Genomic DNA, 18,773 nt, shown 5'->3' with positions numbered 1-18,773 from the left:
ATGAGAGAGGAGAGAATGTTATGCCGATGTCGACACAGGACCGCTTGAGCTGGCGCCGTTGGAATCTCGACTACACGAAACGGTTGCTTGCCAACGACCCTGAAAGCCAGATGGCGCGGGCCGTGCTGTCTTGTTGGCCAGCTCGTATTCAGCATGCTCTTGGTACGCGCTTTGGCCTGACCAAGGATGAGCCAACGACCGAGCCGGAGACCCGGACGTACACCGCGTTCTGCCACCAAAGAAATGGCGTTGGCACGATCTGGATAGGCACCGTTGAGGTTCCTATCCGGGACTACCGGGAAGATGAGCAAATGGAAGCTGTCTACCAGGCTCGATGTGCCTGTGCCCGTGACTGGGGCTGGCACTTTGAGGCAGCGGACGGTTCATCCCGGGAAGATATTAGCGAGATCGTCTGCATGGGCCTTGCAGAAGGCGATGTAACGATTGCGATGTGGGATGACACCCACCTCGAGTAACCTTCCAACAGGGCACCATTCCTACCGGGATGGTGCTCTTTTCGTCGCCAGGCCGAGCAGTGTCACCCTCCCCCCTACCTCCCCTTGAGACCTGCACAACGCAGGAATGAGAGGAGAGAACCAATGAAGACCATCGAAGCTGTATTGCACCGTGATGCCAACTCTGACTTAGCCTGGCTGCAGTTGCCGAAGCCGATCGTGAAGGGATTGGGCATCGACCATCGCCTGTCTCGCCAGAACCGCACGGATGATCGGTTCATCTACCTCCGGGACCGTCCTGACGCAAGGCTGGTTGAGCTTGTGCTCGAGGATAAGCTGGTGGAGCTATCCATCAGTGAGCAAGTCCATGAGGATGATGATTGGGTAGAGCGGCTGGCTCACTATCGGCCGGAGCTGCTAGGCGATAGCGTCGAGTACCTTGAGGATCAGCTGATTGAGCTGCCCCGGGCAGACGAGCTGAATGCGCAGACCATCTGCAAATACGCTGAGCACCTCCAGGATCGTGCCCAGCGCTACTGCAACGTCATGCTCCCTGAGCATGAATGGGTCGCGAATCTGTTGGAATTCAAGGATGGCGCGAATGAAGTGTATTCACTCTGTCAGGTTGCATCATTCTCCAACACGGTGGGCTTGATGACTGAATCCCGCAGAGGGAACTGCGAAGGGTATGTATGTACTGCATACCTAACGCGACTGCTGCCACATGCTGGCCTCGTGGCAGTGCCCCTGGTGAGCGGGAAATTCTGGAGCTGGGATGAAGCTGACCGGCTATCCAGAAAGATCCAGGATTGGTGCCGTTGAACTGAATCGGATCGCATGATCCTTCAAGCCCCAACACCGAGAGGTGGAGGGGCTTTCACAATCTGGGCTACATGCCCGCGTGGAGGTAAGCATGTCCAGTATCAAGTTTGTGACGGATCAGTGGCCCGGTGAACCCGATATTCTTGCGGGACATCAGCTTGAGCCATTGACCATCCAGGATCTCGATCGCACGAAGGTGCTGTTGCGTGTCCTGCCCTCTGGACCTTGGACTCATGAGGCCTTGGAGGAGACTGGTAGAGGTATTGAGCAGATGCTGCCCCAAGAGGTTGCTGATGGCGTAGACGCTTTTCTCGGCACCCAATGGGTCGGTAGCACTGAAGTGTGACACAGGGATCTTTGATCCATTCCAAGCCCCTACCACTTGCTGGCAGGGGCTTTTTCGTTGCGGCCGATGGCTGCGCAGGCTATCGATACGCCTCTCTAGCTTGTAAAACTATGTTACCAACACCATAGAGTTGAATGGACCCAGGGCGCAGGGTGGCCAGGGGCGATCGCAACCGGACAGGAGACACAGCATGAGCATAGATGCGCTGGCGCAGACGATTAACGATTTGGATGCTCACGACATATACAACCCGGACGATGAGAGCAACTTGCTCAATGGGGAGTTTCTTAGCGTAACGGATGACCGTACTCGGCAATTGATCGAGCAGATTATTGAACTTTCGAAAGACGTGCTTTTCAAGCCTGATGGCTCTCCCAACCGCAGGGCCATCACAGCGCTGCGCCAGCGAGGCATCAATCTCTCTGAAGCCGGTAGCCCTTACCCGAACGATCCCTATGAAACATGTGTCCTAATCAAGATTGAAGAAGGGTATATTCAGGCCACCAGCGTTCAGCTAGGCGTATAGCCTCTGCGCTGGCGCCAGCACTAGAGCTAACCGGCATCGGCCCTTTCCAATGGATAGGGCCGATCTGTTCGGCTAAGGCAGAGGAATTGCCTATTGGCGTAGGAGACTGCAGGCATAGAGCCAGTCGCAGGCCTCCCGGAGTAGGCCAGTTGCCGCCGTGGCTTTGTCGTGCTCACGGGGTAACTATAGGAGGCGATGGCCTACCTGACACGGCGGGGGATCAGGGTTCGAAGCGAGAAATTTGCAGGGATTCAAAGGGGTTTTTTTCGTTGGGGGTAAATAAGACAGGAAGCGCCACGTTGGCGCCCTGGATTCAAATAAGGAGACCCCATGAAATCCAAAAACTCTCTGCAAAAACTACTCGATAAGTGCCTCGACGCAATGGTGGGCAAAGATTCCCGCTGGTACACCCGACTTATCGCATTTGCCCCCTTTACCTTGCTTCTTGGGGCTTATCTCTTCCTTTGTCTTCTGGAATACCCGGACATATTCACTGGCTTGCTTGGGGCAGTTGTTACCATTCTCACAGCACCCTCCCTGCCGGTGGCTTTGGGACTGATCGCGGTGGGGGCGGTGTTGGCGTTAGCCATTTCAAGGCGTTTGGGGCGACGTTGGCCCTGACCAATAGATGGGATCGTGCTGCTTGGCTACTGCTGTAACATCGCGTGCCTGCCAAGAAATGCGCCGACATCGAGCCAGCCGTAGGCCCGGAATATGTCTGCTGCTGCCGTGGCTTTGTTGTGTTGTCGGGGGAACAGTAGGAGGCGATGGCCATCCTGCCACGGTGGGGGTGCTGCACAGGTGGCGAATGGTATCTGCGCTGCCGCCATGCGCTTCATGAAGGCCTCGTTCATCGTGTGATCCTCTGGCTCACAGAAGATGTCGAAAGCGGCGAGGATGCTCAGGGCGACCTCGGGATTCAGTGCATGCCTGGTCAGGGGAGCCTTTATGTGTAGCTCAGGATCGAAGAAGCCTGCAATCAGGCGGGCCGCGGCGAAGTGATGGGCGCCGCCCTGGTTGTGTAAGTGATAACCCCCGGGTTGCCAGCTGAAGCCTTCCAGTGACTCTCCAGCGCCGCCATGGAAGCGGAGTTCATGCCAGCTGAGTAAGGGTTCGATGCTGGCGCGATCGCTATGAACCAATCCGCGGCATTCGCCGAAGGCATAGGAGTCGAGAGTGGCGTAGTCGACAAGATCGCCTTTCCCCGATGCCAAGGAAATGATGTCCCTGATCGAGCAACTGAAGTTGTCATCGTAGGTGGTCGTTGTGAGCCCCGCGGCTGGAGAATACGGGAGACGCTGGCATTGCAAACCTCTAGGCCCTGGCTGCCAGTAGGCTATGTCGCCCCCGGTGCTAAGCGGCCATCGGTGTCACTGAATGATACCGAGTTCGCTGGCGCTGGCGGCTGGTGGATTCACCCGGGCCGCTAGGTGTGAAAATTCGACTGCATGCTGCACGGCTGCTGGATTGCCCCAGCGAGCATGGCGCAGCCAGCGGCCCAGTAACGTGGTCGCCGGCATGATATGTTCCCCCTACCCCTGTCCCGGTATGGTCACCCTCGGCTCTATCTCGGAGTGACATTCTGATTTTAATTTGGAGCCCAGGTAATGGTGTCTCAGCTTCAACAATGGCTTGCTAGACACAATCGGCCCATCACCCGGCAAGCTATCGGCATCATCGCGGCATTCTTGATTGGCACCGCCCTGGTCGTAAGCATGATCCAACGTCAGGTAACTGCTGTTGCTCCCGGCGTTCTGCATGCCAAGGACGGTCTGCACACGCTGACCCTGGAGATGGCTGCGACCCCGCGCCAGCGCCGGATGGGCCTGATGGAGCGTGATTCTCTGGCGCCCGATGCCGGCATGCTCTTTATTTACGATGAAGAACAGTCAGCCGACCATGCGTTCTGGATGTACCGCACTCGCATACCGCTCGATATTGCCTTCCTCGATCGCGCTGGGGAGATCCAGTCGATCACCAGCATGGCGCCCTGCACTGCATACAAGGTTGCCTGTCCACGGTATCCCGCTGGCGCCCGCTTCTGGATGGCCCTGGAGGTAAACGCCGGCTACTTCGATGAGCGTGGTGTGGCCGTGGGGGATCGCCTCGAGGTCGACCTGTGACGGTCAGCTGTCCCCCTATCCCCTCTTGAGACCTGCGCTTTTGCAGGAATGAGAGAGGAGCAAGATCATGAGCACATCCGTTATTTCTCACCCCAACCGGGGAAAGTGGGGCCAATCCAGCTGGCGGGGCAACTGCTCGGGATTTGTCTACCAGGACATCTTCCAGCAGCTTCAACCTCGAACGTTCTGTGATCCGATGGTTGGAAGCGGAACCTCGGTAGAGGTGGCTCAGGAGATGGGGATCGAGGCCTTTGGCCTGGATCTGCACTCAGGCTTCAACATCCTGCGGCACTCCATTCTGGATGCTACGGGCAAGCCGGTGGACCTCTGCCTTTCGCACCCGCCCTATCACGACATGATCGTGTACAGCGGCAATGTGTACCCTGGCGAGCACCCGGATGACCTATCCCGCTGCGCTGATCCTGACGAGTTCATGGACAAGCTCCAGCAGGCGTTACTCAATCAGCGAGAGGCTGTCCATCACGGCGGCTACTACGGAACGATCATCGGTGACCTGAGGCGTAACGGCCAATATTGGTCATTTCAAGCTGATGCGATCGCACGGATGCCAGGGAGTGAGCTGCGAGCGGTGCTGATCAAGGCACAGCACAACGTTCAGAGCGCATCACGTCAGTATGCTGGCATGCGTCTGCCCAGGGTGTCGCACGAGTACATCCTGCTCTGGCAGCGGCCTGACAGGAGCGTAGCGCTGTTGTCGACCCTCTCCTGCATGGCTCATGCCCAGCAGCGCCGAATCCGAGGCACATGGAAAGCTATTGTGCGACAGGCCTTGGTGTCGCTGGGCGGGGAGGCATCGCTATCGCGGCTCTATGAAGCGGTAGCAGAGCATGCGCCGGATCGGTTGGCAGGACGCCAACACTGGCGCGAGAAGGTTCGTCAGACGCTATACGTCAATGACTGGTTTGCCCCAGTCGAGCGTGGAATCTGGCGAGTCGCATAAGCACTTCAGCCCCCATGGATCACCTCCTGGGGGCTTTTCTCTTGCTGGTCTCAGTGTGAAAAGCCGCCCCCTGCCTGTCATGCCAACCCCTACCTCTCCTCGAGGCCTGCATCCGGCAGGTATGAGAGAGAGGAAAACCCTGATGTGCAGCAACTACGCTACTGAGAGTCGCCAACCCTACGCATCTCGAAACCGCATTCAGAGGGTGGAGGTTTGGGTGGTCGATCCTCGGGAGATGTTCATTGGTGGTGATGACCTGCGTTGGCAGGTGGCGTACCTAGACACCTTCTCTGGACGGTTGGCGCTGAGCCCAGTGGCACGCTCGCGTGGTTGGCCAATCTTTCTGATCAGCGATCGCATCGAGATCAGGATTGATGGTAGATCATACTTCGTTCACTGGACGGGGCATGGACCTGAGCCATGGCACGCAGAAGTCGAGGAGTGGGGAATGTACGACATTCGCGAGATCCAAAAGCATGGGGATTCGGTATTCCTTGACCTAACAGACCCGGCCTTTCAGCGTATTTGTGCCGCGGAGTTTCCTGGTGTCATGCTGGCAGCTTGATTAGGGCTGGCTCACCTATGGAGACAAGAATCTCAGCCCCTGCTTGTCAGGGGCTTTTCTTGGATGGACGTTGTTTCGCATGCGAAACGGTGAATAATCAAAATTCAAAACAGAAGTGAAGCCATCATGTGCGGACGCTTTGCCCTTTTTGATGATGTCAGGCAGGTGGCCGATAGTTTCAGCTACCCTATCGCTTCCGGTGCAACATTCCCCCCTACCAGTTACAACGTTGCTCCAGGTGATCCCATCGTGGCGATCGCTGCTACCGATGGTGAGCCGGAGGTGACCACGCTGAAGTGGACATTTCAACCTAGGTGGGCGCCAAAGGACGCGCCCCGTACTCATGTGGCCAAAGCTGAAAGCCTGGCGTCGAGCAGGTTCTGGAAAGGCGCGTTCACCCGCCACCGTTGCCTAGTGCCCGTGAACGGATGGTTTGAGTGGCAGCACGAGGGTGATCGCAAGCGACCCTTCTACTTCTGCGGTGCCTCGAATCGACTGATATTGCTGGCTGGGGTTTTCACTAAGCAAGCAGATGGCGAGTTGGGCTGTGCGATCGTGACCCAGCCGGCACAGGGACAAGCTAAGCGGATTCATAGCCGTATGCCGGTGGTCGTCGCGGCTGGCGCTGATGCTTGGCTCGATCCTGAAGTGCGAGACCGCGACACGCTGAAGAAGCACCTCAAGCCCTTGCCTCCGTGGCAGCTGGTCTCCTATCCGGTCAGCTCGGCGGTCAACGACGCGGCTGCAGAGGGCCAGGGCCTTCTGGCTTCGGTAGAAGGTGTTGAGGAATAAAAAAAATCTATCGTAGCAACGAATTTTCTCCCTAAAGCCTTCCCAGGTGTCACCCATCCCCCTATCTTATTGGCGAGGCCGTTCATTGAGCGGTATGGGAAACGAAAAATTGTAATCACGATAACCTCTTAGGTAGGTTGTCAGGTTGTTTCGACAAGGCCCGCTGGCTATTCGGCTATCACGCAAGGGCGCTTACGTCAGCAATCCTGATAACCTCCTCGAGGCATCCCTGTGGCTTTTCGCTCCAGGGGAAGCTGTCATGCACGGCAAATCTGCAGCTCTGTGCTGATCAGATTCAACGCTTTACCTTCAAGCCCCTTCTAGTTCGCTAGTTGGGGCTTTCTCTTTCTGTGTCAGCGCCGGCCCTATCTCCCTACAACCAGCCATTCATGAGCCAGGGGACAATAGGGGAATCACCATGCAGCAACGTGAAGGGCATATCGCCCAGACCGGCGACGCGCTAGTGACACACTACCTGGACAACCCCTTTTCTCGCTCCTCCGTGATTGGCGAGGCGTGCGTTCGTCTGTCATGGGATAGCTCGCATCCCATGTATCCCGAGCGCGAAACCCTCTTGCGTTATGTCGCGGCCGCCCAGGCTTTGGTGATTGATACCCAGCAGCACATGAATCGTCAGTCGTCACGAAAGCGATCGCGCTTCGCGGCTTCCGAATACGCGATGAGGATTCACGTCGCAGGACGTGTGCGCCAGCAAGCACTCCATGCCCTAACTAGCCAGGATGATTAACCCATGATCACTAGCATCGAATACACAAGTCGACGTGACATCGAGCGGCGGCCGGCAAACGCCGATACTGTAGTCCTGTCCATTCGGGGAATCGATGAGCGTTCACCCCGCCTGGCTAAGGGATGGACTGATGTTCTTTCCATACAGTTTGATGATGTCGTCCCAGGTGAGGGTTTCGGGTGTGAAGAGCCCATGACGCTTGAAGATGCGCGGACGATTTCTGGCTGGATTCGCCAGTGGGCCAGCGATCGCAGACAGGTGAAGCTGGTTATTCACTGCAATGCCGGTGTCAGCCGGTCAGCTGCGGTGGCTCTCTGGGCTGGCGCCTCGCTCAATCGCCCCGCTCAGGGAGTCGAAGGTGATGGCAGGGATGCCAACCCGCATGTTCGCTCCCTGCTTGACCGGACAGCTGCGTGACTCGCTATTTGGTCGCACAATCGCCTTCCGCTTAGCAGTATTGATTCAAGGCCCCTCTCCTCGAGGGGCTTTTTCATGCGCGAGGCCCTGGGCCTGTCAGTTTGTGACAGTGCCTCCCCTATCTCCCTTTGAGACCTGCAATACCGCAGGAATGAGAGAGAGAAAGATCATGGAAATGACGAAATTCGACTGCTTTGCTATCTGTAGTGACACCGTTACAGGTACACATGGCGACTTCACGATCACCGTGATGCTTGACCATGATCCTGACGTGACACCGCACTGCTTTGATACCTACTCAGTATCCGATAAGGAAACTTGGGCAGAGAATAAGTGGTTCTTCGGTGTACTCAAGGCCAAGGTCGAACTGAAGGTAGGCAGCCAATCAGTCCTTTTGGATGATGTGGCAGCCGTAAAGGGGGGTGTTGAGGTCAACAAGACCGAGGACAACACTCATCTTGATGCCTATGCCCTCGAGCTTGCTCGAGAAGCCCTCAACCGCGGCATTGGGCTGGTGCATATGATCAAGACCGCTGCGTAGTTCATTCAACAGACCCCTCACCTCGAGGGGTCTTTCTCGTTCTGGCTGCCCATGCCCAGCCTGTCATTAGCCGACATCCGCCGATCGCAGCTGTGCAACATCCCCCTCACAAGCTCAGCCATCGAACCATGTAGCTTCGGGCTCAACTATGCAACGTTCCCCCTGCTGGTCGGCGCCGATGACCTTCCTGGCGCAACCTGTGCAACATCCCCACCGCCCCGTTTTGGGTCACCTGGCCCCCTACCTCCCCTCGAGACCTGCATTTCGCAGGAATGAGAGAGGATCGGATCATGAGCAAGAGCACTGTGATTTACACCAAGATCGGCGAGCACCGGGGCAAGCAGCGGCTGTGGCTGGAAGGCAATCGGCTGGCGCGGACTGGAATTGCCCCAGGGCAACGCTTCAACCTTGTTGCCGGCCGTAAAAGCTTGACCCTGCAATTTGCAGAGGATGGTGCTTACAAGGTGTCTCGCAGGAAGCGTGGGGAGGTAGAGCTACCTGTCATCGACATTACGGCAGCTGAGCTGGCGCAAGCGTTGGGAAAGGTGGAGCGGGTGCGTGTCGTCGTCAGGGGCAACCGTGTCGACATCACGATTCATCACCATGATCTAGCGGAATCGGATCGTATGGGTCGGCTACTGCAGGCCCTGACCAAGGGTGAGCCGCTTGAAATTGGCTCTATCGCCCACGGTGGCGGTGTGCTGGATCACGCGATCCATTCTGGGCTAGCTGATGTCGGTATCCCCGCACGCCTGGCCTTCGCCAATGAGCTTGAAAGTGCGTACCTGGAGGCATCCCTGGCGAACAACCCAGTGTGGGACGAGGATAGCATTGCGATCCAAGGCCCGATGGAGGAAGTGGAGTGGCACAAGCTGCCGTTCATTCACCTCCTTTGTGCTGGTTTGCCCTGTACGGGGGCTAGTCTGTCAGGACGGGCGAAAAATGGGCTGGATCGGGCAGAAGCGCATGAGACGGCAGGAAGTCTCTTCGTTGCTTTCCTGAATGCCATCCAGACTTTGCGGCCGGCCATGGTGTTGCTGGAGAACGTACCCCCGTACCAGACGACCGCCAGTATGACGGTCATTCGCAGTGTGTTGGCAAGCATTGGCTATGACGTTCAGGAGACCATCCTGGATGGGTATGCCATGGGATCGTTGGAGCGGCGTGATCGGCTTTGCATGCTCGCGGTGAGCAAGGGCATCGAGGTCGACCTCGAGGCGCTGGAGCCGGTACGTCAACGTGAAGCGTCAATCGCTGAGGTGTTGGAGCCGTTTGAGGTAGTGCAGGATCGCTTCAAGCCCTACGACTACCTTGCCGAAAAAGAAGCCAGGGATCTGGCGGCGGGAAAGGGCTTTCGCCGGCAGCTACTCGATGGGACTGAGGATAGCCTCGGCACCATTGGACGTGGCTATGCAAAAGCGCGTTCCACAGAGCCGTTCATCCGCCATCCTGACGATGCTGGCCAGTCGCGGCTGTTGACGAAGGCAGAACATGCCCGAGTCAAAACCGTACCTGAAGAGCTAGTTCAAGGCCTGTCTGAGACAGTCAGCCACGAACTACTGGGCCAAGGTGTGGTGCATTGCGCTTTCCGCGCAGTGGGCCGTCTCATTGGCAACTGCTTGCATAACGTTCGTGAGCAGTACAAATCAGCCTGGCACCAAGGGGCGGCTAAGACGCTTTCCGCGGCTTAATCATTCACTGGAACCCCAGGCACCCTTCAAGCCCCTTTCCCTACAGGAAGGGGCTTTTCTCGGTCCAGAGAAACCGGCCGGCAGTGTTTCGCATGCGGAACATTTCTGGTTGGTGGCAGTGTCTCCCCTACCTCTCCATAGCCGTCACTGGTCGCCCTATCTACTTGTGAGATCCGGGCAACCGGGAATGAGAGAGGAGCAGATCATGAGAAACAGCAACAAGTACGAAATCGCTGATGTGAAGCGTGTTGCGGAAGGTCGGTGGGATATGGTCTTTCAGGCCTTGTGCCCGGAGCTGGAGGCTGCTCTAGCCCACCCGGGTCATCACATCGATTGCCCCATACATGGTGGCAAGGAGGACTTTCGCCTCGATCGCGGCTTCAAGCAACGTGGAACGGCCATCTGCACTTGCGGAAATTGGGATGGATTCAGCCTACTCAAGGACTTGAAAGGCTGGTCTCTTCCCGAAATCCTGGAGCAGGTCATGGGGGCTCTCGGTGAACAAGCCGTTGAGCCGCTGGCTCCCGCCGTATCACGCCCAGCGCCACCGAAGGCCGAGGAAAAGCAGGACATTCGGCCAACGCTGCGCAAGCGCTGGGAAGAAGCTCTACCCCTGGGAAGGGGGGAAGGTCGCTTCATGCTGGCGAGCTACCTGCAGTTCCGCGGGTTGCCTGTAAAACCGATGCTTAGCGTTCTCGAGACGGAGGCACGCCTCCACCCGAAGCTGGCCTATATCGAGAAAGGCAAAGTGCTTGGCCACTACCCTGCGTTGATAACCATCGTCAGGGATGCGGCTGGAAAGCCTGTAACGATGCATAGGACGTACCTCAACCGCGCCGCAAACGGGGTTGTGGAGAAGGCCCCGGTAAGCAAGGCTAAAAAGCTGTTCCCTGTGGTGAATGGAGGCGATGTCCATGGTGGTGCCATCCGCTTGGGGACTACGACAGGCGGCGTTATTGGCGTGGCTGAGGGCATCGAGACTTCGCTAGCTATTCGGGCGGCAACTGGGATGCCTGTCTGGCCGGTACTGTCAGCTTCGCTGATGAGGTCGTTCGAGCCACCTGAGGGTGTCACTGAAGTCGTCATCTGGGCTGATCGTGACCTCCCCGACAGGAAGGGTCGCAAGGCGGGCCAGGACGCGGCTGAAGTGCTCCAAGCTCGGCTCTTAGAGAAAGGGGTTCAAGCGTCAATCAAGATCCCTGATGCACCCAGCTCAGCTGATGAGAGCGTGGATTGGGCTGATGTGTACACCAGTAGCGGACTCACGGGTTTTCCCCGCACGAGCGAAGCTGCTTAACCCTTCAAACCTTCCTAACATCCTATGTTGGGAGGGTTCTTTCAATTTCAGCATAGTGGGATTTGGAATGCCGGGATGCATGGTTTCATATTGCTGAATTTGGGTTGGGCATAATCTCTCAGATTGGTTAGGTCATGACACCCCTCCCCGTTTGAAGCGCATACCTGCAGTATTGGCGCTTCTGAGCGTAGACAGCATGCCTCCTGGCGGTGCTTCTGTTCGCAAGGCTGCCAGCACAGGATCTACGGTTGCCGTGTGATCTGTCATTCCATAACCAGTCTGGCTTTTCTTTTCAGTTATTAGCGCTGAGACCAGGGTTGTATGGGGCCTAGGGATTTCATCTAGTTCCCTTACGTGCTGCATCAGTTCTCCAAGCTTTGCATAAAATAAACGTTTGTTTGATTTACCGCTGTCACGAGTCACCTCAGCGGCATTGCCACTCCCGAAATTCTCTCGTTATCACCTCCCCTTTGTCTGTCAGTGGCGCCCCTATCTCTCATGAGACCCCAACACCAGGGGGATGAGAGGAGAACACCTTATGATTCGTAGTGACTCGATTGCCAGCATTGGCAGAGCCTTAGCGTCGGTGCAGGCTGAGCTAGGTGGTTGGATCGCCCCGGATTCCACGAATCCGATGTACGACAGCCGCTATGCGAGCCTCACAGTGTTAATCGGCAGTATTCGCGAAGTCTTGAATAAGAATGAGATCGCTTTAGTTCAAGCGCCCGTGCCCGGGATGGTGGGCTCTGTGGTGATGGAGACCATGCTCATTCATGGGCCTTCCGGGGAATACATTGGCTCTTACTGTGAGATGCCTGTTGAAACCCTGGATAGCCATGGCGTGGCGTCAGCCCAGACCTATGCACGGCGGTACGGGTTGATGGCGCTTCTCGGCCTGGCTCACGGCCCGGACGATGATGGAAACGCTGCCAACAACGCAGCTGTATGTGCTTCAACGCCTCTTCCCCAGGAAGCGCCGGAACCATTAAAGCCGCGTGTCATGAACGGTCCTCGCCTGGCATCGCCCGAGGCGATTCTAGCAGAGATCGAAAACTCAGATGTTGGGCGCTTGGCTTCAGCTGAATGCTGGGTCAATAACACTCAACTGGACGCTCACCTGTCAGCTCGGCTCAAGGGAGCGATCGCACAGCGACGCCGAATTCTCCAGCGACAGCAACACCAACATGCTTGACGTTCCATAGCCCCTTTTCCTTTGCGGAATTGGGGCTTTTCGCGTGCATGAAACTTGTTTTGGAGGCCCCGTGACCGGGAACGCACATCGACTATTCGGCCTTGCGCTTGGCGCCTCGGCTGGCGCAATTCTTACCCCCTTCTATGGCGGCATGTCAGCGCTAGCGGTTGCGGCGATGGCGCTGCCTGGATCTACGGCGCCTGATTGGCTGGAAATTCGCATTGGACCCGCCACGCTCATCCCTCACAGGACCGTGACTCACTGGATGCTCCCTTGGCTGGGGCTGGCCGGGGTGTCGGTCGCATGGCTACCAGATGCGCCTTTGGTTGCCGCCCTCCTCTTAGGCTTCTCGGTCGGTGGGCTCTCTCACGTTATTGGAGATGCCGGCACACCCTTGGGAGTGCCTGTATGGCACCCCGCTAAACGCCACTCATTGAAGCTATGGGATGGCGGCACCTCGGAATTTTGGCCCGTGCTGTTGGCTTGGGTCATCGCCGCGATATTGATACGGAGCCTCGTGCTATGAAACACCAGACAGCCGGCCTTTTGCCGGTGCCAACGCTACTGCTCATGCTGGCGCTTTTGCTGACACTGAGTTCGCCTGCGATCGCCCAGTCCAATGGGAGCCGGGGGCAAGCCTGCCTTGATAGCAACAACCCCCGCGAGTGTGGGTGGTTCTGGGGGCACCTGAATGATGATGAAGAGGAGGACGAACCTGCAGAGCCTCCAGTAGAGATTCCCATGGCGAAAGCGCCAGAGGAGAAAGACTGCACAGACCCAGAACAGTGGGAACCCTCATGCGGTTTCGTCGACCCTCAGGGGAGCTTCGAGTTCCAGGCCAAGCAGCGTGACATGCTGCTGAACCAGTCGGTGATGAATCCCAACAATCCAGAGACGGTCGAGGCCTTTCAGCGCTATATGCGATGGGCTGTCGACCAGGCCATTACGATGTCGAGGATGTGGGAGTGGAATCAGATCCAAAACCAGGATCTCAACCCGCTGGTACATAGCCCGGTATCGAGCTTTGGGCTTCGAGCTGCCTCTCGAGCACGGGATGGCAAGCGCAACGCGGTCATGGAAGAGATCAATGACCAGGGTGGCTTCCTCGTCTGGTTTACCAGATCCAGCTGCCAGTTCTGCCACGACATGCAGCCAGTTATGAAGCAGCTCGGTCGTCGTACCGGGCTGACCATCTACAACGCCCCTCTTGATGGAGGGTGCATGCCTGAATTCGCGAACAGCTGCGATACCACAGGACGCTCAGTGGAGGCTGCCCGACACCTGGCAGTAGAAGCGGTGCCGGATCTATGGCTCCACCTACCACAGGATGACCTTTGGTTTCGCGTCTCCAGCGGTGTGGAAGCAGCGCAGCGCATTACCTCGAGGATTGAAGTCTTTTTCGGTGCCATCCAGCGGGCTGCGGAAAAGGGCCTCGAGGCGGTTGGAGACGGCACGAGCCCTCCCGTTGATTTCAGTGTCCCCGACATGCTTGAGCGGTCGTCCGGCGGTCTCGGCGCCGGCATTCCCCAAGGAGGTGAGTAATGTTCTCCCGAAAGAAATTCGTAACCATGATGGCGTCGACCGTGATCAGCGGGTTGTCGATAACGGCCACTACAAGCCAGGCCGAAGCCAACGCGCTTGAAAATGCGTTTGACCGGCTCTCCAGCGCTGGGGGTGGCTTCAGCAGCTCGAACAGTGCGTCATCGTTTGAGACACGAACACGTCACGGGTACACGGCCGGTGGCTTGACCATGCGCTTTTCACAGAATCGCTACTCGCTCGTCAATATTGACCCGCCGAGGCTGGATGTGGGCTGCAATGGCATCGATGCGCATTTTGGCGGGTTCTCCTATATCGACAGCGAGCAGATCCAGCAGATGCTCGAGCAGATCGCCCAAGGGGTCGTTGCCCTTTCCTTCCAGCTGGCACTCAAGCAGCTCTGCCCTATTTGCGGCGATGTCCTCGAGTTCGCCCAGCGTATGGCCCAGGCGGCGGCGAAACTATCCCAGGACAGCTGTGAGGCCGCTACTGCCCTGGTCGAGGGCTTCCCTGACTACTCGGGTGAATTGGGTAACCTCTGGTGCAGCTCAGTCGGGATGTTTGAAGGTGTGGAGAGTGACTGGCTTGCCGCTCAGCAGGACACATGCGATAGCAAATCAGATTCAGGAAGCGAGATTCGCGACCACCTCAGCAACAACCCAGGCGATCGCGCACTGGCCTTGGAGCTTGACGGCAACCGTACATGGCTAGGCTTGCAGGAGGCTGGTATTGCCCCAGGACGGGATGGCAGTAACAACATGGGGGCCGAAAACAAGATATTCGCTGAGCTGTTGATGAGTTGGATGGGTACTGAGGTTCGCAATAAGGGAGGTAGCGGCGAATCGAACACCTTTGCCCCGACGATTGAAACGGCCGATGCGATGCTGGACATCTTTCTGTGCGGAAGTGAGAAAGCCTCCGAGGCTGTTATTACGTACGCTGAATTCGTAAATAATTTTTGCGAGGACAAAGTATGGTCAGGGAGTTCAGGCCAGGCCACCGAGATTTATACCTGCAGCAACAGCGACTTGAGGGATTGCTGGAATCCGAACAAGACAAAGGTTGAGGATATTTCTCTAGGGCAAGGCTTTTTGACCACTGTTATCATGGAGCTTGAAGGCGCAGTTAAAAACGTTGCCAGTGGCAGCCCGCTGACCGACTCCCAGAAAGCCATCATTGCAGCAGCGCCCTTCCCGCTATACCAAGCTGTGAACGTTGCAGCGACCTACCCGGATCTTGCCTTTGACCTAGTAGTGGGCAACTCGACCATTCTTTCCTACATGATTTCCATCGAGTACATACGCTATGCCATCCAGGCAACGGCCAAGTCTTCGATGACATCCTCCGTGCCGGGTGAAATCTTGCGGGAATTCCGTGATGCACAAAATGAGCTGATGGTCATGGCCTCCCAGAAAGCTGAGCAAATTAACCGTATGGCTGAGATACAAGAAGACATCATGAGCCAAGTGGACAAAATCAATCGGGCCACTTTGCGAAACCTTCATGCCATGGGGCTCGCCGGCATGGACTTCGCTCGTGATATGGCCCGGGAGGTCGACTGATGAAATGGCTATTTCCTGTCCTGGCAGCTATTGCATTAGTCACTGTTCCGGGTCTCGCAATCGCTGAAACCATGACGCCAGCTAGTGGTGACACCTGGACCTTCTATGGCTATGGCAACGGTTATGCGCTGGCGCAGATACTGGAGGCGATCAAGCGACTGACAGACCCTGACTCTAACCCTGGATTCAGGAACCTTGCGCTGTTCCTGGCGATGGCGGGTTTCCTTGCGATGTGCTTTACCGGAATACTCGGTGGAAGTCTGCAGAAGGTGGCCATGTATTTCGCCGGGATGATCTTGACGGTATACATGCTGTTCTCTTTGAAGGTCGACATTCTCATAGAAGATATGGTGTGGGATGGGGTTGGATCGCCTCAATTCGTTCAGCATATTGAAGGTGTCCCAGCAGCCATAGGTCTCCCAGCCGTAGTCATTTCCGAGATCGGGATGTGGGCCACAAGCGGCATTGAAACAAACTTCACAACACCCAATTTCCAGAATCTAAGAATTTCAGAGGGGGCACCAGTTGGGATGGCGGCTAGCATGTTGAATGACATGAAGAAGATCCGCCTGACAGATCCCTATCTGCGATCGAGCATTCAAAGTTTCATGAATGACTGTGCCTTGCCGAACATCTTTAATGGCAAGATTACGCCAGTGACGCTTATTACCTCACAAAACGCATGGGGGGTTTTGGGCAACAACCTGAACCAAGCCGTTTATACGGTCGTTTATGACGCCACAGATCCCAACGGGGGAATGCAGGCCTGCGATGAAGCCTATGCGAGCATCGACAACCGCTTACAGGCTGCGGCACCAGCGCTGCTGAATGGGATGCGTGAGGCGTCTCCCTTCTGGCTGCAGCAGGCGGCAGGTTCAACTGCGTTGGCACAGGCTGCCTTGGATGATTCATTCCGCTGGGCCTCAGGGGGAAGTGCCGTCCAGAACGCCACAGGGCTGGCCACACAAGCCGCGATCGCAGAAATGTACAAGGGCACCTATGAATACGCAGCGATGGCCACAGGCTCAAGTGAGCTTATTTCGGCTCTGAATATGGAACAGGCGCGACGTGCCCAACAATCTGGATGGTATAGCACTGCGATACTCTTCAGGGATATGGCGGGCTACTTCTTCGCGATCCTGCAGGCGTTTGTCATCGGGCTGGCGCCCATTGTTTTTGCTGCAATTCTGGTCCCCGGCCTCGGCAAAAAAATGGGCACCTCGTATGCCCAAGTGATGACCTGGCTCATTTTATGGTGGCCGGGGCTCGCGATCGTGAACTACATCATGATGCTCTACTTTCAAGGACAGACAGCAGGCTACCTCGCTGATGGATTGACCATGGCCAACATGAGTGCAGTCAGTGAGATGTCGGACAAAATGGTTATGGCGTCCGGCTTCATGTCTACCTTGGTGCCAGCCATCATGTGGGGCCTGGTATCGGGTAGTGGCTACGCCTTCACCTCTGTCTTGGATAGGGCCTCAGGTAGCCAGCAGGCAGCAGCGGCGGCGAATAGTATGGCCATTGGTGCTGCCACGGCTGGTCAAGTGAGCATGAACAACGCAAGTATGAATGCTCACCAGACCTCACACCGCTATAGTTCCGGTGAAGAAGTATCGGCCCACCATGTAGGTGTTGGCGCTTCACAAGTAACGAATATGAGCGGCCAGGATACGAATGTAGGTCTAAGAGCGGTTGATATGAGAGAAAGTGTTTCGGCTTCGCAATCTTGGTCCGAGGCAACTCAGCAGACTCAAGAAACGAAGCAAGCATTCACCCAGCAATCTCAAAATATGATGACTGACACGCTCCGATCTGCGACTCAGTACGCCCAAGACAATGGCTATATGCAGAATGGTTCCATTGATTGGTCCCGAATGAGTCAGGACACTCAAGGGCAGAGGTATATGAGTGAGTTGGGTGCCACCCGGCAAGTGATGGACCAAGCAGGTCTTTCTGAGCGCGAAATAAACGATCTGACTATGCATGCAGCCGGGAAGGTAGCAGCAGAAGCTGGTGTTAAAGGCGAGCTAGGACTTAGCCTAAGCAGTGGTATAAGCGGTTATTACCGGGGTTCGGCGGGGGTCGAGGCTGGCGCACGATATTCTGACTCTAACCAAGATTCACGCGAAGAGTCGACCAGCGTGGCTCAATCCGATACCGGAAAGCTCGTCTTTGGTGAAGACGGTACGTTAAGCGTTACAGGTCAGGATGGAAGTCGCTTTTCTCAAAAGTTTACCGATGGAGAATCACGGCAGATCATTGAGGCCCAAGCAGGAGAAGATCGCGCCTCAATGCTGTTTGCGGCTTCGAATGATTACCAAGAGGCAGTACAGGCACAGCAACGTGCTAGCGAGGAATTGACCGCAAGTAGGTCTGGATCAATACCAACAGCAGCATCTCCACATACAATGGATAGCATGCAGAATGACGCAAATGCTGTGCGTGGGAAGGTTGAGGGCCAAATGCGAGAGGACGAAGCAGAAATATTAGGCCGCGGAGCTGCTGTCCAGGGGATGGTTGTTGCAAACACCGCTGATGTAAATGAAAGGGCAAGTCACGCGGGCGCAACAACAGCGTCAATTGGTGACGATGGTGTTAGCGGGCTATCCGTTGATACGGCAAGCCAGCTCAAGGATATACAAGCTAGTGCCCAGGCTCCTGTGGAGCGCCCCGATAGCTATCAAGTTATAGATACAGGTGAGAGCTTTACGGTTGCCGATCGCAGGGATCTAGCGGCTGCCGATGCCAGAAACGCTGACGCCCTGATAACGGGCGGTGAGAGAACGAACATCCAAGTTGGCAATGATACGTTCGTACCCGCGCTTTACACCCAAGACGAGAGCGGTCATGGGCAAGCTATCTATGCAGTAGAGCGTGAAGGCGGACATGCATATTACCAATATGGTGGCAATGGCACTTTTAAGCCGGTCAATGTCGAAGCACCGCCAAGTCAGTCACAGATTGATTCCCAAGCCAGCAATGGTCCTACCTTGAACGCAACTGAAGCAACGATAACAAGGATACAGGTCCGTTCTGGAGGATCTTCCTCAGATTCATCGAGCAATGAATCTCACCCGTCCCCTGGCCAAGGGGAGGAAATTGATCCTCGGGAATTTATGCCGTCTCGTTAAGAGGTGTCATATAGGCAAAGCCCCTGACAATGTGAACTGACCCCATAAAGTTGGACTGTTCA

The 18,773-nt window shown here is 56.2% G+C and carries 21 protein-coding genes; 19 read left to right on the top strand and 2 right to left on the bottom strand.

The features are described from left to right. Nucleotides 1-20 precede the first annotated feature (20 nt). The 5 genes from BM194_RS15985 to BM194_RS15965 all read left to right on the top strand — a co-directional run bounded on the left by BM194_RS15985 (nt 21) and on the right by BM194_RS15965 (nt 2,770). Nucleotides 21-476: a hypothetical protein gene (locus tag BM194_RS15985; RefSeq protein ID WP_092848802.1), complete on the top strand. Its 456-nt coding sequence runs from the start codon at nt 21-23 to the stop codon at nt 474-476. Nucleotides 477-599: 123 nt separating this feature from the next. Further along, nucleotides 600-1,277: a hypothetical protein gene (locus BM194_RS15980; protein ID WP_092848798.1), complete on the top strand. Its 678-nt coding sequence runs from the start codon at nt 600-602 to the stop codon at nt 1,275-1,277. 91 nt (nt 1,278-1,368) lie between these two features. After that, a complete protein-coding gene (locus BM194_RS15975) occupies nt 1,369-1,623 on the top strand; it encodes a hypothetical protein (RefSeq protein ID WP_092848795.1) in 255 nt (84 codons plus the stop codon). A 190-nt stretch (nt 1,624-1,813) separates the two neighbouring features. Beyond that, nucleotides 1,814-2,149, top strand: coding sequence for a hypothetical protein (locus BM194_RS15970; RefSeq protein WP_092848793.1), 336 nt, complete (start codon nt 1,814-1,816; stop codon nt 2,147-2,149). A 330-nt stretch (nt 2,150-2,479) separates the two neighbouring features. Then, nucleotides 2,480-2,770: a hypothetical protein gene (locus BM194_RS15965; RefSeq protein ID WP_092848791.1), complete on the top strand. Its 291-nt coding sequence runs from the start codon at nt 2,480-2,482 to the stop codon at nt 2,768-2,770. A 26-nt stretch (nt 2,771-2,796) separates the two neighbouring features. Here the strand turns inward: BM194_RS15965 and BM194_RS15960 are convergent, their stop codons facing one another. Beyond that, complete coding sequence (locus tag BM194_RS15960; RefSeq protein ID WP_092848788.1) at nt 2,797-3,459, bottom strand: DUF6685 family protein; 663 nt, start codon at nt 3,457-3,459, stop codon at nt 2,797-2,799. 60 nt (nt 3,460-3,519) lie between these two features. Then, the gene (locus tag BM194_RS20675; protein ID WP_177223440.1) at nt 3,520-3,669 is read right to left on the bottom strand and encodes a hypothetical protein; all 150 of its coding nucleotides are present in this window, start codon (nt 3,667-3,669) and stop codon (nt 3,520-3,522) included. An 87-nt stretch (nt 3,670-3,756) separates the two neighbouring features. On the opposite strand from BM194_RS20675, the gene BM194_RS15955 reads away from it, so the two are divergent. The 14 genes from BM194_RS15955 (at nt 3,757) to BM194_RS15895 (ending at nt 18,711) form a co-directional block, all read left to right on the top strand. Then, nucleotides 3,757-4,272: a DUF192 domain-containing protein gene (locus BM194_RS15955; protein ID WP_092848786.1), complete on the top strand. Its 516-nt coding sequence runs from the start codon at nt 3,757-3,759 to the stop codon at nt 4,270-4,272. Nucleotides 4,273-4,339: 67 nt separating this feature from the next. Further along, nucleotides 4,340-5,233 carry a TRM11 family methyltransferase gene (locus BM194_RS15950; RefSeq protein ID WP_092848782.1) on the top strand — a complete coding sequence of 298 codons (894 nt, stop codon included), beginning with the start codon at nt 4,340-4,342 and terminating at the stop codon, nt 5,231-5,233. A gap of 142 nt (nt 5,234-5,375) precedes the next feature. Next, nucleotides 5,376-5,798: a hypothetical protein gene (locus tag BM194_RS15945; RefSeq protein ID WP_092848779.1), complete on the top strand. Its 423-nt coding sequence runs from the start codon at nt 5,376-5,378 to the stop codon at nt 5,796-5,798. 126 nt (nt 5,799-5,924) lie between these two features. After that, the gene (locus BM194_RS15940; RefSeq protein ID WP_092848777.1) at nt 5,925-6,590 is read left to right on the top strand and encodes an SOS response-associated peptidase; all 666 of its coding nucleotides are present in this window, start codon (nt 5,925-5,927) and stop codon (nt 6,588-6,590) included. 418 nt (nt 6,591-7,008) lie between these two features. After that, a complete protein-coding gene (locus BM194_RS15935) occupies nt 7,009-7,338 on the top strand; it encodes a hypothetical protein (protein ID WP_092848775.1) in 330 nt (109 codons plus the stop codon). A gap of 3 nt (nt 7,339-7,341) precedes the next feature. Further along, on the top strand, nt 7,342-7,755 hold the full coding sequence (locus BM194_RS15930; RefSeq protein WP_092848772.1) for a hypothetical protein: 414 nt from the start codon (nt 7,342-7,344) through the stop codon (nt 7,753-7,755). 169 nt (nt 7,756-7,924) lie between these two features. Then, a complete protein-coding gene (locus tag BM194_RS15925; RefSeq protein WP_092848770.1) occupies nt 7,925-8,296 on the top strand; it encodes a hypothetical protein in 372 nt (123 codons plus the stop codon). 290 nt (nt 8,297-8,586) lie between these two features. Then, on the top strand, nt 8,587-9,987 hold the full coding sequence (locus BM194_RS15920) for a DNA cytosine methyltransferase (RefSeq protein WP_092848767.1): 1,401 nt from the start codon (nt 8,587-8,589) through the stop codon (nt 9,985-9,987). A gap of 205 nt (nt 9,988-10,192) precedes the next feature. Then, entirely contained in the window at nt 10,193-11,284 is a 1,092-nt protein-coding gene (locus BM194_RS15915) for a DUF7146 domain-containing protein (protein ID WP_177223439.1), read from the top strand. Between the two features lie 538 nt (nt 11,285-11,822). Then, the gene (locus BM194_RS15910) at nt 11,823-12,476 is read left to right on the top strand and encodes an ERF family protein (RefSeq protein ID WP_177223438.1); all 654 of its coding nucleotides are present in this window, start codon (nt 11,823-11,825) and stop codon (nt 12,474-12,476) included. 43 nt (nt 12,477-12,519) lie between these two features. Next, on the top strand, nt 12,520-13,002 hold the full coding sequence (locus tag BM194_RS21150; protein ID WP_422730674.1) for a metal-dependent hydrolase: 483 nt from the start codon (nt 12,520-12,522) through the stop codon (nt 13,000-13,002). After that, nucleotides 12,999-14,018: a conjugal transfer protein TraF gene (gene traF, locus BM194_RS15905; RefSeq protein ID WP_177223437.1), complete on the top strand. Its 1,020-nt coding sequence runs from the start codon at nt 12,999-13,001 to the stop codon at nt 14,016-14,018. The genes BM194_RS21150 and traF overlap by 4 nt, the downstream gene beginning before the upstream one ends. Beyond that, complete coding sequence (locus BM194_RS15900; protein ID WP_092848758.1) at nt 14,018-15,577, top strand: conjugal transfer protein TraH; 1,560 nt, start codon at nt 14,018-14,020, stop codon at nt 15,575-15,577. The genes traF and BM194_RS15900 overlap by 1 nt, the downstream gene beginning before the upstream one ends. After that, nucleotides 15,577-18,711, top strand: a complete 3,135-nt coding sequence (locus tag BM194_RS15895; RefSeq protein ID WP_092848755.1) for a conjugal transfer protein TraG N-terminal domain-containing protein — start codon at nt 15,577-15,579, stop codon at nt 18,709-18,711. The genes BM194_RS15900 and BM194_RS15895 overlap by 1 nt, the downstream gene beginning before the upstream one ends. The last annotated feature ends 62 nt before the right edge of the window (nt 18,712-18,773 follow it).

It is taken from the genome of Modicisalibacter xianhensis (genome assembly GCF_900113605.1).
Taxonomy (GTDB): domain Bacteria; phylum Pseudomonadota; class Gammaproteobacteria; order Pseudomonadales; family Halomonadaceae; genus Modicisalibacter; species Modicisalibacter xianhensis.
The sequence above is the reverse complement of the archived record's forward strand: the minus strand, read 5'-3'. Positions and strand labels throughout refer to the sequence as shown.